Annotated in this window: 2 protein-coding genes; both read left to right on the top strand. The window is 73.4% G+C overall.

The window, feature by feature from the left end:
- The first annotated feature begins 323 nt into the window (after positions 1-323).
- On the top strand, positions 324-13,202 hold the full coding sequence (locus PPSIR1_RS14950) for a type I polyketide synthase (RefSeq protein ID WP_053335371.1): 12,879 nt from the start codon (positions 324-326) through the stop codon (positions 13,200-13,202).
- A partial coding sequence (locus PPSIR1_RS14945) for a type I polyketide synthase (protein WP_006971915.1) occupies positions 13,199-17,340 on the top strand: 4,142 nt, incomplete at its 3' end. The genes PPSIR1_RS14950 and PPSIR1_RS14945, both read left to right, overlap by 4 nt.

The raw sequence follows: 17,340 nt of genomic DNA, 5'->3' as shown, positions 1-17,340 counted from the left end.
GGCCCCCTGAACGACCCTCCAGTCTCGCGGGGCGATTTGCCCCGATCTGGGCGGTCACAGCGGAGTGCGCCCTCCCCTCACGGGCAGCCTCTGCTGCTGCGGCCATGTTTTTGAGCGCGATTCGGGGCTAAGAGAAACGCCACCTTCGAACCCAACTTTGGGCTACAGCGCAACTGGGTCCATCGATACACTGACCACCCCCGCCCCAGCGAGTCGGACCGGACGCTTGGTCGAAAGATCAACCCTCCAGCACTCCCGGAGACCTCCCTCGTCTCCCGCGGAGGTCGAGCCGCCACGAGAGATTCGATCCGTCGAGTGACCAGATGATCCAGGACCCCCGAGAGCCGCGGACGAAGGGCTCGAGCCTCGATCCGGAGTCAGTGCTGACTTGGCTCAAGGACAGCATCGCTCGCATGCTCGAGGTCGAGGCTGGACGCGTCGATCCGCAGACCCGCTTTCGCGAACTCGGCCTGGACTCCTCGCAGATCACCGAGCTGCTCTCGCGGCTGTCGAGTCACTTCGGGACCACCCTCTCGGCCCTCGCCCCCTGGGAGCACCCCACGCCCCAGGCCCTCGCCAAGTTCATCAGCCAGGCCGGCGAGGGCAGCCCGCGGCTCAGCGGCAGCGCGCCGAACCCCCGCTCCTCCGTGTCCGCCCTGGCCACCCACGACCCCATCGCGATCGTCGGCATCGGCTGCCGCCTGCCCGGCGGGGCCAACTCCCCGCGCGAGCTGTGGTCGATGCTGCTCCAGGGCGGCAACGGTATCGTCCAGGTCCCGCCCGAGCGCTGGGAGGCCAAGAACTACCTCGACGTCGATCGGGCCGCGCCCGGCAAGATGACGACGCGCTGGGGCGGCTTCCTCGACCAGGACGTGGGCGAGTTCGACGCGCCCTTCTTCGGCATCTCCCCCCGCGAGGCCCAGCAGATGGACCCGCAGCAGCGCCTGACCCTCGAGCTGGCGTGGGAGGGCCTCGAGGACGCGGGCATCGATCCCCTCGGCCTGCGCGGGCGCAACGTCGGCGTGTTCATGGGCTCGATGTGGTCCGACTACGCGCGCATGACCTCCGAGGACCCGCTGGCCATCGACCAGCACAGCTCGACCGGTCAGGACACGGCGATCATCGCCAACCGCGTGTCCTACACCCTCGGCCTCGAGGGCACGAGCATGACCGTGAACACGGCCAGCTCGGCCTCGCTGAGCGCGGTCCACCTGGCCTGCCAGAGCCTGCGCCTGGGCGAGACCAGCATGGCCCTCGCGGGCGGCGTGAACCTCATCTTGATGCCGCACAGCACCATCTTGATGAGCAAGCTGGGCACCCAAAACCCCGCGGGCCAGTGCCGGGCCTTCGACGCCTCGGCTAACGGCTACGTCCGCGCCGAGGGTGGCGGCGTCGTGATCCTCAAGCCCCTGAGCCGAGCGATCGCCGACGGCGACCGCATCTACTGCCTGATCCGCGGCACGGCGACCAACAACGACGGCTTCTCCAACGGCCTGACCGCGCCCAACCCCAAGGCCCAGGAGGCCTGCATCCGGGCGGCCCTGGCCAACGCCCACGTCGATCCGGCGACCATCCAGTACGTCGAGGCCCACGGCCCCGGCACGATCCTCGGCGACCCCCTCGAGGCGAGCGCCCTGGGTGCGGTGATCGGCAGCGCGCGGCCCCGGGACTCGCCCCTGCGCATCGGCTCGATCAAGACCAACGTCGGCCACCTCGAGGCGGCGGCGGGCATCGCCGGCCTGATGAAGGCGGCCCTGGCCCTGCACCACCGCATGCTGCCGGCCAACCTGCACTTCGATCAGCCCAACCCGCACATCCCCTTCCGCGACCTCAACCTCCAGGTCCAGACCGAGCTCGAGGGCTGGCCGGCGAGCGACGACATCCCCCGGGCCGGCGTGTCCTCGTTTGGCTTCGGCGGGTCCAACTGCCACGTCGTGCTCGAGGCCGCGCCCAAGAGCGAGGTGCTGATGCTCCCGCTCGTGGCCGAGTCCGCCGGCATGCTGCGCATGCAGGTGCTGACCGCCCTCGACTTCGGCTTCGAGCTGCACAACTGGAACGAGACCGCGGCCCTGTGCCGGGCCCTGAGCGAGCGCGCCGGCGAGGGCCCGCACCGCGCGACGCTGACCCTCAACGCCCCCGATCAGCTGGTCAAGGGCCTGTCCGACCTCCTGCGCGGGCAGCTCAAGGCCCTGCCCAAGGCCCCCGACCCGCGCCCGCGGGTGGTCTTCGTGTGCTCGGGCCACGGCTCCCAGTGGCTGGGCATGGCGCGCACGCTGATGGTCGGCGAGCCCGTGTTCCGCAGCGAGCTCGAGACCATCGACCGGGCCGCCTCGGAGTACACCGACTGGTCGATCATCGACGAGCTGCTCGCCGACGGCCTGCGCTCGCGCCTCGATCGCACCGAGGTCATCCAGGTCGTGCTCGTGGCCATCCAGATGGCCCTGGGCCAGCTGTGGAAGACCTGGGGCATCGAGCCCGACGCGATCGTCGGGCACAGCATCGGCGAGATCGCGGCGGCCTACCACGCCGGCATCTTGTCGATGCAAGACGCCATCCACGTGGCCATCGCGCGCGGCCAGCTGATCAGCGAGCTGGCCGCGGGCCGGGGCGCGATGCTGGCCGTGGCCCTGCCCGAGTCCGTGCTCCTCGAGCGCCTCGGCGACGCCGCCCAAGAGCTCGTCATCGGGGCCTTCAACGGCCCGCGCAGCACGGTGCTCTCGGGGCCGCGCCCGGCCATCGAGCACGCCGAGTCCCTGCTCAAGCAGCGCAACATCCAGCGCACGCGCCTCGACATCGACTTCGCCTCGCACAGCCCCGAGATGCTGGCCGTGCTCCAGCCCTTCGAGGACGCCATCGCCGACATCTCCCCGCGCGTGGCCAAGTGCGCGATGGTCTCGACGGTGCTGGTCGAGAAGCTGCACGGCAGCAACTGCGGCCCGCGCTACTGGAGCCGAAACCTGCGCAGCCCGGTGCGCTTTCGCCAGGTCATCGAGCTGCTCGCCGAGGACGGCCCCACGGTGTTCATCGAGCTCAGCCCCGACGCGGTCCTGCTCGAGGACATGCGCCAGACCCTCGAGGAGTCCCGGCACGAGCACCACTTCCTGGCCTCGTGCGACCGCAGCCGGGACGAGCGCGGGGTCATGCTCGAGAGCCTCGCGCAGCTGTTCAACCTCGGCTTCAACCCCGACTGGCGGACCGTGTGGGCCCAGACGCCGCTGCTGTCTTCGCTGCGCGAGGACCTCGACCAGCGCATGAGCGAGACCCTCGGCGAGGCCAAGAGCGAGCCCAGCTCGGCCCGCCACTACAGCGTCCCGCTGCTGCTCTCGGCCCGCTCCGAGACGGCCCTGCGCGCCCAGGCCGAGCGCCTCCAGGCGCACCTCGAGGCCAACCCCGAGCTCTCGCTCAGCGACATCGCCCACTCCCTGGCCACGACCCGCGCCCACTTCACCCGGCGCGCGATGATCCTCGCCGAGCAGGTCGACGACACCCTGCTGGCCCTCGACGCCCTCGCGCGCGGGGCCGAGGACCCGCGGGTGATCACCGGCGACGCCCTGGTCGAGGGCAAGGTCGCGTTCGTATTCTCGGGCCAGGGCTCGGAGTGGGCCGAGATGGCGCGCGAGCTGGCGCGGGCCTCGGACCGCTTCCGCGAGCACCTCGTCGCCTGCGAGCGCGCCCTCGAGCCCCACGTCGACTGGTCGCTGCGCGCGGTCCTCGAGGGCCACGAGGGCGCCCCCGGCCTCGACCGCGTCGACGTCGTCCAGCCCGTGCTGTTCGCGGTCTCCTCGGCCCTCGTGGGGCTGTGGCGCATGGTCGGCATCGAGCCCGACGGCGTCGTCGGCCACGGCCTGGGCGAGCTGACCGCGGCCTACGTCGCCGGCGCGCTCAGCCTCGAGGACGCCGCCCTGCTCGTCGCCCAGCGCAGCATGGTGCTCGCCGAGCTCGCGGGCCAGGGCGCCGTCGCGCGGGTCTCGATGCCGCCCGACGACCTCGCCACGGCGCTCGAGGGCTGGGACGGCCAGCTGACCATCGCGGCCATCGACGGGCCCAACTCGGCCCTCGTCGCGGGCCTGCCCTCGGCCGTCGCCGAGCTCACCGCCCAGGTCGCCGACGCGACCCAGCTGCCCATCGACTACCCCCGCGGGACCCCGGCCCTCGACCCGCTCCGCGACACCATCGTCAGCCAGCTCGAGGACGGCGAGATCAGCCTGTCCGAGCTCGACATCCCGCTCTACTCGACGATCCGCACCGACAAGATCGTCAGCCGAGAGCTCGACGCCGAGTACTGGTTCCGCAACCTGCGGCTGCCCGCGCGCTTCTCCGACACCATCGAGAAGATGCTCGACGACGGCTACCGCTTCTTCCTCGAGATCAGCCCGACGCCGCTGCTGCTCGAGCCCCTCAACGACCTGCTGCGGACCATCGAGCCCCCGGGCGTGGCGATCGCCTCGCTGCGCCCCGGGCACAGCGGGACCGGCCAGCTGATGCGGGCCCTCGGCGAGCTGCACACCCGCGGCTTCGAGCTCGACTGGCGGCGCGTGTCCTCGGGCCGCCGCGTCGACCTGCCCACCTACCCCTTCCAGCGCCAGCGCTACTGGCTCGACGTCGCCAAGGCCCACGAGATGGCGACGGTCCAGGTCGCCGCGGCCCCGGCCGCCGACGCGGGCTTTTGGAACGCCGTCGAGTCCGGCGAGGTCGACGTGCTCGCGGCCGCCCTCAACGTCAGCGACCGGGCCCAGCGCGACTCCCTGCAGACCCTGCTCCCGGCCCTCGGCGCGTGGCGGCGGACCCACCAAGAGCGGACCTCGCTCAACGCGTGGCGCTACCGGGTCAGCTGGAAACCCAAGACCGCGAGCTCCTCGTCGAGCACCATCGACGGCCTGTGGCTGCTGATCGTGCCCTCGGAGCCGCCCAACGCCGAGCTCGAGACCGCCCTGCTCAGCAACCTCGAGAGCGCGGGCGCGAGGCCGCTGCGCATCCCCGTCGACGAGGACGAGCCCGACCGCGAGGACATCGGCGATCGCATCGCCCGCAAGATCGCCCAGCTCGAGGACGTCGGCGCACAGTTCGAGATCAAGGGCGTCATCTCGCTGCTCGCCCAGGTCGAGGAGTCGCTGCACGAGGCGCCCAACTTGCCCGCCGGCCTGGCCCTCAACCTCGCCCTGGTCCAGGCCCTCGGCGACATCGAGCTCAAGGCCCCGCTGTGGATGCTGACCCAGGGCGCCGTGTCCGTGGGCGGCGCGGAGCAGCTCCGGCGCCCGCTCCAGGCCATGGCCTGGGGCCTCGGCCGCGTCGCCGCCCTCGAGCACAGCGAGCGCTGGGGCGGCCTGATCGACATCCCCGAGGAGCTCGACCTCAAGGCCGCGCGGCGCCTGGTCACGGCCCTCGGCCAGCTCGGCGACGAGGACCAGCTCGCGCTGCGCAACACGGGCCTGTTCGTCCGCCGCCTGCACCGGGCCCCGTCCGTCGACTTCGGCGAGAGCAAGCCGTGGAAGCCCCGCGGCACCATCCTCGTCAGCGGCGGCGTGTCGGCCTTCGGCGGCGCCGACTTCACGCGCTGGCTGGCCTCGGCCGGCGCCGAGCACCTCGTGCTGGCGACCGCCGGTGGCCCCGACGCGGTGCTCACCGAGCGCGGCGCCCGGGTCACCCTGCGCTCGTGCGACACCACCGACCGCGAGGCCCTGGCGACCCTGCTCGACGAGCTCGACGCCGAGGAGCAGGAGCTGACCGCGGTCATCCACCTCAACGCGGTGCCCCAGACCACGCCGCTGGCGAACATCACCATGGACGAGCTGATCCGCGTCGCCTCGGCCAAGGTCGTCGGCGCCCGGCACCTCCACGAGCTGACCAGGGACTACGACCTCGACGCCTTCGTGACCTTCTCCTCGGTCACGGGCGTGTGGGGCAGCGGCAACCAGGGCGTGTACGCGGCGGCCAACGCCTACCTCGACGCCTTCGCCCAGAACCGCCGGGGCCTCGGGCTGCCCGCGACCTCGATCGCGTGGAGCTCGTGGGCGACCTCGACCAACGAGGCGGCCCAGCACGAGCTGCGCCGCCGGGGCCTCGACCCCCTCGACGCGAAGATGGCGATGTCCGCCCTGCAGCAGAGCCTCGACAGCGACGACGACGTGATCGTCGTCGCCGACGTCGACTGGTCCCGGTTCGCGCCGACCTTCACCGCCAACCGCCCCAGCCCCCTGCTCGACGACCTGCCCGAGGCCCGCGCGGCCCTGGGCGAGGGCGACGCGGACGGCGAAGGCGACGAGGCCCGGCTGCTCGCCCGCCTGCGCCCGCTGTCCACGAGCGAGCGCGAGCGAACCCTGATCAACCTCGTGCTCGCCGAGACCGCCGCCGTGCTCGGCTACGACGACACCGCCCGCCTCGACTCGCACACCGGCTTCGTCGACCTCGGCCTCGACTCGCTCATGGCCGTCGAGGTCCGCCGCCGGCTCCAGCGCGAGACCGGCCTGACCCTGCCGGCGACCCTGGTGTTCGACTACCCCTCGCCGCGCCACGTCGCCGAGCTCGTCTACCAGAGCCTCGCGCCGGCCCTGGGGGTGATCGACACGGACATCGACGAGAGCGGGCCCCAAGAGCGCATCGACAACCACGAGCCCGTGGCGATCATCGGCGTCGGCCTGCGCATGCCCGGCGGCATCCTCGATCTCTCGCAGCTGTGGTCCTTCCTGTCCGAGGGCCGCGAGGCCGTCGGGCCCCTGCCCCAGTCGCGCTGGAACGTCGACGAGTTCTACGACCCCGACCCCGAGAGCAAGGGCCACAGCTACGTGCGCGAGGGCTCCTTCCTCGACCAGATCGACCAGTTCGATCCGGCCTTCTTCGGCATCAGCCCGCGCGAGGCCAAGAACATCGACCCGCAGCACCGCTTCCTGCTCGAGTCGGCGTGGGAGGCCCTCGAGGACGCCGGCGTGGTGCCCAACGACCTGCGCGACTCTCGGACCGGCGTGTTCGTCGGCCTCGGGCCCAGCGACTACGACCTGCTGCGCCAGGGCCCCGGCGAGGCCTACACCTTCACCGGGACCCAGACCTCGTTCGCGGCCGGGCGCATCTCCTTCGCCCTCGGCCTCCAGGGCCCGGCGCTGGCCCTCGACACGGCCTGCTCCTCGTCGCTGGTCGCCTTCCACCTCGCGGTCCGCTCGCTCCGCGCCCGGGAGTGCGAGCTCGCCCTCGCGGGCGGCGTGCAGATCCTCGCCGCGCCCGACGTGTTCGTGCAGCTGTCGCGGACCCGAGCCCTCGCCCCCGACGGGCGCTGCAAGACCTTCTCCGCCAACGCCAACGGCTACGGCCGCGGCGAGGGCGTGGTCGTGTTCGCCCTCGAGCGCCTCGCCGACGCCCAGGCCAAGGGCCGCGAGATCCTGGCCGTGGTCCGCGGGACCGCCGTCAACCACGACGGGGCGAGCAGCGGGATCACGGCGCCCAACGGCACCTCCCAGCAGAGCCTGCTGCGCGACGCCCTCGCCGACGCCGAGCTGACGCCCACGGACATCGACTACGTCGAGTGTCACGGCACCGGCACCTCCCTCGGCGACCCCATCGAGGTCCAGGCCATCGCCGCCGTCTACGGCGACCAGCGCCCCCCGGACCACCCCCTGCTGCTCGGCGCGATCAAGACCAACATCGGCCACCTCGAGGCCGCGGCCGGGCTCGCCGGCGTCGCCAAGGTCGTGGCCAGCATGCACTACGGCAGCTTGCCGGCGACCCTGCACACCAAGCCCCGCAACCCGCACATCGACTGGGGCACCCTGGCCATCGACGTCGTCGACGAGCACCGCGAGTGGCCGGACTCGGAGACCGAGCGACCGTGGCGCGCGGGCGTGTCCTCCTTTGGCATGTCGGGCACCAACGCCCACGCCATCCTCGAGGCCGCGCCACCGAGCGCGCCGCGGCCCGAGGCCATGGCCGCGCCGCCTCCGGAGCTGCCCCTGCTGATCTCCGGGCGCTCGCGCAACGACCTGAGCGCCCAGGTCCGCAGCCTCGCCCAGCACCTGCGCGAGCACACCGGCCCGGTCTCGGCCCTGAGCCTGGCCTACTCCCTGGCCACGCAGCGCACCCACTTCAACACCCGCCTGGCCGTCGCCGTCGACAGCGAGAGCTCGCCGGACATCATCGTCGACCTGCTCGACAACTTCGCGGGCACGGGCACCCCGGCGCGCGGCTCCGTGCTCACCCCCGAGGACCACCGCCCGGGCAAGCTGGCGATCATGTTCACGGGCCAGGGCTCGCAGCGCCCGGGCATGGGCCGCGAGCTCTACGAGCGCTACCCGACCTTCCGCGACGCCCTCGACAACGTCTGCGCCCACCTCGACTTCCACCTCGAGCGCCCGCTCTTCGAGCTGATGTTCGCCGACCCGGACAGCCCCTCGGCCTCGGTCATCGACCAGACCGAGTACACCCAGCCGGCCCTGTTCGCCCTCGAGGTCGCGCTGTTCCGGATGTGGGAGGCCTGGGGCATCCAGCCCGACGTGCTCATCGGCCACTCCATCGGCGAGATCTCGGCGGCCCACGTCGCCGGCGTGCTGTCCATCGAGGACGCCTGCACCCTGGTCGCCGCGCGCGGCCAGCTGATGCAGCGCGAGCTCCCCGGCGGCGGGGCGATGGCCTCGCTGCAGGCCGCGGAGGAGGAGGTCGAGCCCCTGCTCGACGCCCGCGTGGGCATCGCGGGCCTCAACGGGCCGATGTCCACGGTCATCTCCGGCGACGAGCAGGCCGTGCTCGACATCATGGCCCACTTCGAGCAGTTCGACCGCAACGTCCTGCGCCTGACGGTGAGCCACGCCTTCCACTCGCCGCGGATGACCCCGATCCTCGACAAGTTCCGCAAGGTCGCCGAGAAGCTCGAGTTCAACGAGCCGCGCATCCCGATCATCTCCAACGTCACCGGCGAGCGGGCGAGCGGCGACGACCTGCGCTCGCCCGAGTACTGGGCCCAGCACATCCGCCAGGCCGTGCGCTTCGTCGACGGCGTGCGCGCGCTCGAGCGCGAGGGCGTGACCACCTTCCTCGAGCTCGGGCCCCACGCCGTGCTCTCGGGCATGGTCCCGCCCTGCCTGTCCGACGACGCCCAGGCCAAGGCCGTGGTCCTGCCCAACCTGCACAAGCGCAAGCCCGAGGTCGAGACCATGACCCTCGCGCTCGCGGGCCTGCACGCCCACCACCACAGCCTCGACTGGGAGGCCGTGCTCGCCCCCTTCTCGCCCCAGCGCATCCCCCTGCCCACCTACGCCTTCCAGCGCCAGCGCTACTGGCTCGAGCGCAGCGTCGGCCGGGCCGCGGACGTCGCCTCCGCGGGCCTGTCCGACGCCGAGCACCCCCTGCTCGGCGCCAAGGTCCAGCTCGCCGACTCCGACGCCGTGCTGTTCACCAGCCGGCTGTCCATGGCCGAGCACCCCATGCTCGGCGGCCACGTGGTGTTCGACGCGACCATCATCCCGGGCACGGCCTTCCTCGAGCTGGCGATGATCGCGACCTTGCGCGTGGGCCTCGACCGCGTCGAGGAGCTGACCATCGAGCGCCCGCTCAAGCTCCCGGCCAAGGGCGGCCTGCTGCTGCAGCTCTCGCTCAGCCCGGCCAACGAGGCCGGCTCCCGGGAGCTGACCATCTACGCGCGCTCGACCGCGAGCGAGCACGCCGGCTGGTTGCGCCACGCCAGCGGCTCCATCGGCCAGGGGCCGCGCAGCGCCGACTTTGCCCTCGACGCGTGGCCGCCCCCCGGGGCGACGCCGCTGCCGGTCGCCGAGGACCTCGAGTCGGCCTACGCCATCCTCGAGGAGATCGGGCTGCGCTACGAGGGGGCCTTCCGCGGCCTCGACAAGGCCTGGCGCCACGGCGAGGAGCTGCTCGTCGAGGTCTCCCTGCCCGAGCAGCACGGCCGCTCGGCCACGGACTTCGCCATCCACCCGGCCCTGCTCGACGCCTCGCTGCACCCCCTGGTGCTCGAGACCATCGAGTCCGACGCCATCCCCCTGCCGGTCTCGTGGTCCAACGTCGAGCTCTACGCGACCGGGGCCTCGCGCCTGCGCGTGCGCTTCTCGCCCACGGGCGCGAGCGGGACCTTCGCCGTGGCCATCGCGGACGGCTCCGGTCAGCCCGTCGCCGCGATCGAGGCCTTCGCCACGCGCCCGGCCACCGCCGCGCAGATCCAGTCCGCAGGCAACGTCGGCATCCTCGACAACCTCTACCACGTCGAGTGGACCATCCCCCTCGACACCGGGGCGTTCAGCTCGAGCGGCGAGTGGGTGATCGTGTCCGAGGGCGACCCCCTCCAGCTGTCCGACACCCTGTCGCGCTCCTCGCTCCAGACCCGGCCGGTGGCCAGCTTCGACGACCTGATCGCCGACCTCGATCGCGGGCACGCGGCCCCCGAGGCGGTGCTCATCCCCTGGCTCGGCAGCGCGGCCCTGCCCTCCGGCGCCCACGAGCTGAGCATGCGCGCCCTGGCCCTGCTGCAGCGCTGGCTCGAGGACGCGCGGCTCGAGGGCAGCCGGCTGATCTTCCTGACCCAGCGGGCCGTGTCCGTGGGCGAGGGCGACGACGTGCTCGACCTGGCCACGGCGCCGCTGTGGGGCTTGATGCGCGTCGCCCAGGTCGAGAACACCGAGCGCCAGCTGACCATCGTCGACATCGATCACAACGAGGTCTCGGCCTGGGGCCTGCCCGCGGCCCTGGCCTGCGACGAGGAGCAGCTCGCCCTGCGCGACGGGATGATGCTCGCGCCCCGGGTCGAGCGCCCGCACCTCCAGGACGAGCTGTTCCCGCCCATGGGCCACCTCGCGTGGCACCTCGACGTCACCGCCAAGGGCTCCCTCGACAACCTCGAGCTGGCCCCGGCCCCGCACGCGCGGGAGAAGCTCGCGGACTACGAGGTCCGCGTGGGCGTGACCGCGGCCGGGCTCAACTTCCGCGACGTGCTCAACGCCCTGGGCATGTACCCCGGCAAGGCCGGCGCCCTGGGCATCGAGGGCGCCGGCGTGGTCCTCGAGGTCGGCTCCAAGGTCAACGGCCTCGCCCCCGGCGACGAGGTCATGGGCCTGCTCGACGCGGCCTTCGGGCCCCTCGCGGTCACCGACGTCCGCAAGCTCGCGCCGATCCCCACGGGCTGGACCCACGAGCAGGCCGCGGCCGTGCCGATCGTGTTCCTCACGGCCTACTACGCCCTGGTCGAGGTCGGCCGGCTGCGCGCCGGGGAGCGCATCCTGATCCACGCGGCGACCGGCGGCGTCGGCATGGCGGCCACCCAGCTCGCCCGGCACATCGGCGCCGAGGTCTACGGCACGGCGAGCGAGCCCAAGTGGGACACGATGCGCGAGATCGGCTACGACGACGCCCACCTCGCCAACTCGCGCACCCTCGAGTTCGAGCAGAGCTTCCAGGCGGCGACCAACGGCCTCGGCGTCGACGTGGTGCTCAACTCCCTGGCCCGGGAATTCGTCGACGCCTCCCTGCGCCTGCTGCCCCGCGGCGGCCGCTTCCTCGAGATGGGCAAGACGGACATCCGCGACCCGGAGACCGTCGCCGAGCAGCACCAGGGGGTGCGCTACACCGCCTTCGACCTGATGGTCCTCGACCCCGAGCTGGTCGCCAAGATGCTCACGCAGCTGGTGCTGCTGTTCGAGCGCGGCGCCCTGAAGGCCCCGCCCGTGCGGACCTGGCCGATCCAGTCCGCCCAGGCCGCGTTCCGCTTCGTCAGCCAGGCCCGCCACATCGGCAAGGTCGTGCTGACCATGCCGCGCACCCTCAACCCCAACGGGACCGTGCTGATCACCGGCGGCCTCGGGGCCCTGGGCTCGCTGCTGGCCCGCCACCTCGTCGAGCGCCACCAGGTCCGCCACCTCCTGCTCGTGTCTCGGCGCGGGCCCGAGTCGCCCGACGCCGGGCGCGTCCAGGCAGCCCTCGAGCTGCTCGGCGCGCGGGTCGAGATCGCCGCGTGCGACGTCAGCGAGCGCGATCAGGTCCGCGAGCTGATCACCCGCATCCCCCGGGAGCGCGCGCTCACGGCGGTGTTCCACGCCGCCGGCCTGCTCGACGACGGGCTGCTCGCCTCGCTCACCGACGCGCGCCTGGCCAAGGTGTTCCGGCCCAAGGTCGACGCCGCCATCGCCCTGCACGAGGCCACCCACGACCAGCCGCTGGCCTTCTTCGTGCTGTTCTCGTCGATCGTCGGCGTGCTCGGCAACCCCGGCCAGGGCAGCTACGCGGCCGCCAACGCCTTCCTCGACGGGCTCTCGGCCCACCGCCGCGCCCAGGGCCTGCCGTCCATGAGCCTGGCCTGGGGCCCGTGGGCGAGCGGGGGCATGGCCGCGCGCTTGAGCGACATGGATCGCGCCCGCATGCGCCGGCGCGGCATGGTCCCCCTCGATCCCGACGAGGGCCTGCGCCTGCTCGACGCCGCCCTCGCCCACCAGCACGCCACGCTGATCCCCGCGCAGATCGACACCAACGCGTTCACGGCCGAGCAGGCCGAGCCCCCCGCCATGCTCCGCGGCATGGTCCGCGTCACCGCCCGCCGCCAGGCCAGCGTCGGCGCGCCCAAGGCCGCGCCCACGAGCAGCCTCGAGCAGCGCCTCGCCGCCATGGCCCGCAGCGAGCGCGAGCAGGCCCTGCTCGACCTGGTCCGCACCGACGTCGCCGAGGTCCTCGACCTCAACCGCCCCGAGAGCCTCGGCCCCGATCGCCCGCTCAAGGATCTGGGCCTCGACTCCCTCGTCGCCGTCGAGCTGCGCAACCGCCTGCAGGCGACCACCGGGCTGCGCCTGCCCTCGACCCTGCTGTTCGACTACCCGACGCCGGCCGCCCTCGCGGGCCTGATCGCCGAGGAGCTCAACCTCGACGACGTCGCCCCGGCGGCGAGCCGGCCGCTGCTGTCCGAGTTCGGCCGCCTCGAGACGATGCTCGCCTCCCTCGGCCCCGAGGACGTCGAGCGCATGGGCCTGAGCGAGCGCATCCGAGGCATCGCCGCGCGCTTCGCCCCCGGCGTGCTCGCGCCCGCGTCGGCCCCCTCGCCCGCGCCTTGGGCAGCCCCCGCCCCAGCCCCCGCCCCCGCGCCGAGGACCGCCCCCGCCGACCCCGAGCCCGAGGTCGAGGTCGAGGTCGAGGCCGACGGCCCCGCCGACGAGGACCTGTCCCAAGTCAGCAACGATGAGCTCTTCGAGCTGATCAACAGCGAGATCGAGGGGCTCATCGACCCATGAGCGCGGAAGAACAGAAGCTTCGCACCTACCTCGAGAAGCTGACGACCGCCCTGCGCCACTCCAAGGCGCGCCAACAAAAGCTCGAGGGAGAGCTCGAGCGCCACCACGAGCAGCTGCGCGAGCCCATCGCCCTCGTCGGCATGGCCTGCCGCTTCCCCGGCGGCATCGACAGCCCCGAGCGCATGTGGGAAGCCCTCGACGCGGGCTTCGACGCGACCACGTCCTTCCCCGAGGACCGCGGCTGGGACCTCGACGCGCTCTACGACGCCGACCCCGACCACGCCGGCACGACCATCACCGAGCGCGGCGGCTTCCTCCACGACGCCGCGCTCTTCGATCCCCTGTTCTTCGGCATCAGCCCCCGGGAGGCCGAGACCATCGACCCCCAGCAGCGCGTGCTGCTCGAGCTCAGCTGGGAGGCCCTCGAGCGCGCGCGCATCGTGCCCAGCGCGCTCCAGGGCAGCAACACCGGGGCCTACGTCGGCATCATCTATCAAGACTACGGCGGCCGCTTCATCGCCACGCCCGAGGCCCTCAACGGCAACGTGTGGATCGGGAGCTCGGGCAGCGTCAGCTCGGGCCGGCTGTCCTACACCCTCGGCCTCGAGGGCCCGGCGGTCAGCGTCGACACGGCCTGCTCGTCCTCGCTGGTCGCGATCCACCTGGCCTGCAACGCCCTGCGCCGGGGCGAGTGCGACCTGGCCCTGGCCGGCGGCGCGACCATCATGGCCGCGCCGATCATGTTGATCGAGTTCAGCCGCCAGCGCGGGCTCGCGCCCGACGGCCGGTCCAAGGCCTTCTCCAGCGCCGCCGACGGCGTGGGCTGGGGCGAGGGCGCGGGCATGGTCGTGCTCGAGCGCCTGTCCGACGCCCTGGCCAAGGGCCACCCCGTGCTCGCGACCATCCGCGGCTCGGCGGTCAACCAAGACGGGCGCAGCCAGGGCCTGACCGCGCCCAACGGGCCGGCGCAGCAGCGGGTCATCCGGGCCGCCCTCGAGCGCGCCGGCCTCGAGCCCGACGCCATCGACCTCATCGACGCCCACGGCACGGGCACGCGCCTGGGCGACCCCATCGAGGCCATCGCCCTCCAGCGCGTGTTCGGCAAGACCCGCCCGCCCGAGCGCCCGCTCTACATCGGCTCGCTCAAGTCGAACACCGGGCACAGCCAGGCCGCGGCCGGGGTCGGCAGCTTGATCAAGGCCGTGGTCGCCATGCAGCACGGGCGCATGCCCAAGACCCTGCACGCCGAGGACCAGAGCGGGGAGGTCGACTGGGAGGGCGGCGGCGTCGACGTGCTCGCCAAGGCCCGGCCCTGGTCCACGGCCGCGGGCGCGCCCCGGCGCGCGGGCGTGTCCTCCTTTGGCATCTCGGGCACCAACGCCCACCTCGTCGTCGAAGAGCACGCCTCGAGCGCAGCGGCGCCGGCGGGCGCGCGCGCGGACGCGGGGAGCTTCCCGGTGCTGCTCTCGGCCCGGTCCAAGGCCGCCCTGCGCGGCCAGGCCTCGCGCTTGGCCGAGCACCTGCGCGCCCACCCCGAGCTGCCCGTGCCGGCCGTCGCCCAGGCCCTGCTGCACACGCGCAGCCACTTCGAGCAGCGCGCGGGCGTGCTCGCGAGCGCGGACGACCGCGCCTCGGTGCTCGCCGGCCTCGACGCCCTCGCGGCCAAGACCCCGCACCCGCTGACCGTCGAGGGCAGCGCCCTGCGGGGCGGCAAGCTGGTGTTCGTGTTCCCGGGCCAGGGCGCGCAGTGGCTGGGCATGGGTCGGGCCCTGCTCGAGCAGTCCAAGGTCTTCGCCGACACCGTGGCCGCGTGCGCGGCCGCCCTGAAGCCGCACCTGGACTGGGACCTCTACTCGATCCTCCGCGGAGACGAAGGCGCCCCCTCGCTGCAGCGCGAGGACGTCATCCAGCCCGCGCTGTGGACCATGATGATCGCCCTGGTCCGGGTCTGGGCCGAGCTCGGCGTCGAGCCGGACGCGGTCGTCGGCCACTCCCAGGGCGAGATCGCGGCGGCCTGCGTGATCGGGGCCCTGAGCCTCGAGGACGGCGCGCAGATCGTCGCCCGGCGCAGCAAGGTGCTGAGCACCATCGCCGGCTCGAGCGGCATGGGCCTGACCTCCCTGTCCAAGGCCGAGCTCGAGCCCTTGCTGGAGCCCTACGGCGACCGGCTGAGCCTGGCCGTCGACAGCGGCCCCGCCTCGACCGTGGTCGCGGGCGAGGTCGCGGCCGTCGACGAGCTCCTCGCGACCCTCGACGCCCGCGGCGTGTTCGCCCGGCGAGTCAAGATCGACTACGCCTCGCACACCCGCTACGTCGAGCCGATCCGCCCCCAGGTGCTCGAGAGCCTCGCGGGCCTCCGCCCCCGCCGCGGCCGCGTGCCGATGCTCTCGACGGTGACCACGGACTTCGTGACCGGCGAGGAGCTCGACGCCGAGTACTGGTACGCCAACCTGCGCAACCCGGTCCGCTTCGCCGAGGCGACCCGGGCGTTGATCGCCGCCGGCCACGACCACTTCGTCGAGGTCAGCCCGCACCCGGTGATGAGCGTGGCCGTCAACGCCACCCTCGAGAACGAGGGCCGCCGGGGGGCCGTGGTCGGCAGCCTGCGCCGGCAACAGGGCGCCCTCGAGCAGGTGCTGCTCGGCGCCATGGGCCTGCACTGCGCCGGGCGCCCCGTCGACTGGAGCGCCCTGCCCCCGCTCGCCAAGCCCAACACCGTGGCCGCGCTGCCCGAGCTGCCGACCTACGCCTTCGACCGCCAGCGCTACTGGATCGACCCGCCCCGGTCCCAGGCTCGAGCCCAGCCCCAGGCAAACCCCCAGCGCGCCCGCGTCGGCGCCTCCTCGATCGCCGCGCCTGCCGGGGGCGACCACCCGATCCTCGCCGAGACCGCGCCGCTCTCGGGCACCACCGGCGTGCGCGTGTGGGAGGGGCAGCTCGACGGCGAGCGCCTGCCCTGGGTCCACGATCACCAGGTCGGCGGCGCGACCTTGTTCCCCGGCGCGGGGACCATGGAGCTGCTCCTCGGCGTCGGCCAGGCCCTGGGTCCGAGCGCCGTCGAGCTCCGCGACCTCGAGCTGCTCGAGCCCCTGGTGCTCGGCGAGGACGCGGCGCGCTTGCAGGTCGTCACCCAGGAGTCGGGGCCCAACGAGTGGCGCGCGACCCTATCCGTGGCCGACTCCAGCGGCGACGCGGGCTGGACCGCCCTCGCCCGCGCGACCTTGCACCGCGCCAACCCGGACGCCGCCGCGCCGGGCTCCCTCGACGCCCTGCGCGGGCGCCTCGAGGTCCAACGCGTCGAGGACCTCTACGATCGCCTGCGCGCCGCCGGGCTCGAGTACGGCTCGGCCTTCCAAGGGCTGCGCGAGCTCGCCCTCGCCCCGGCCGACGACGGCGTCCTCGAAGGCCTCGCGCGCGTCCGCCTCGACACCGAGCTGCCCGCCCTCGCGCCCGCGGCCCGGACCGGCTTCGCCATCCACCCCGCGGCCCTCGACGCGGCCTTCCACCTCGCCGCCGCCGCGATCCTCGACCAGCACCCGGACCAGGGGACCTTCGTGCCGACGGCCATGGAGCGCCTCGAGTGGTACGCGGGCGACGACGACCGCCCCCTCGCCGCCGATCCTTCCGGCGACCTGTGGGTTCACGCCCGGCTCCGCCGCGGAGCCGAGCGCGGCCGCTTCCTCGCCGACTTCGAGCTGTGGGCCGCCGACGGCCAGCGCCTGGGGCGGTTGACCGGGCTGGCCCTCGACAGCCTCGACCCCCGCGCCGCCGCCTCGACCCAACCGAGCTCCCTGCTGCAGCTGCGCTGGCAGACCCACCCCGAGCCGGCCCCAGCCGCGGCCCCGCTCGGACGCTGGCTCGTGCTCGGCGGCGGCCCCTCGACCGAGGCCATCGCCAGCGCCCTGCGCGAGCGCGGGGCCACGGTCGAGGTCCACGCGCCGTCGGCCCTGGCGACGCCGCTCGTGCGCGCCTTCGTCGAGGGCGCCGAGGCGGCCAAGGAGCGCGCCGGCGTGTTGGTGCTCGCGGCCCTCGAGCTCCCGAGCTTCGACGAGGCCTCGGCCGACCCCAGCTACCCACGCGCGCGCGCGGCCGAGCCCGCGTGGTCCTCGACCCTGGCCGCCGTCCGCGAGCTCGCGGC

This window comes from Plesiocystis pacifica SIR-1 (assembly GCF_000170895.1).
Classification (GTDB): domain Bacteria; phylum Myxococcota_A; class Polyangia; order Nannocystales; family Nannocystaceae; genus Plesiocystis; species Plesiocystis pacifica.
The sequence above is the reverse complement of the archived record's forward strand: the minus strand, read 5'-3'. Positions and strand labels throughout refer to the sequence as shown.

What these genes read in the sequence shown, in the direction of transcription:
- PPSIR1_RS14950 (WP_053335371.1), top strand. Translation starts at nt 324, where the DNA reads ATGATCCAGGACCCCCGAGAGCCGCGGACGAAGGGCTCGAGCCTCGAT.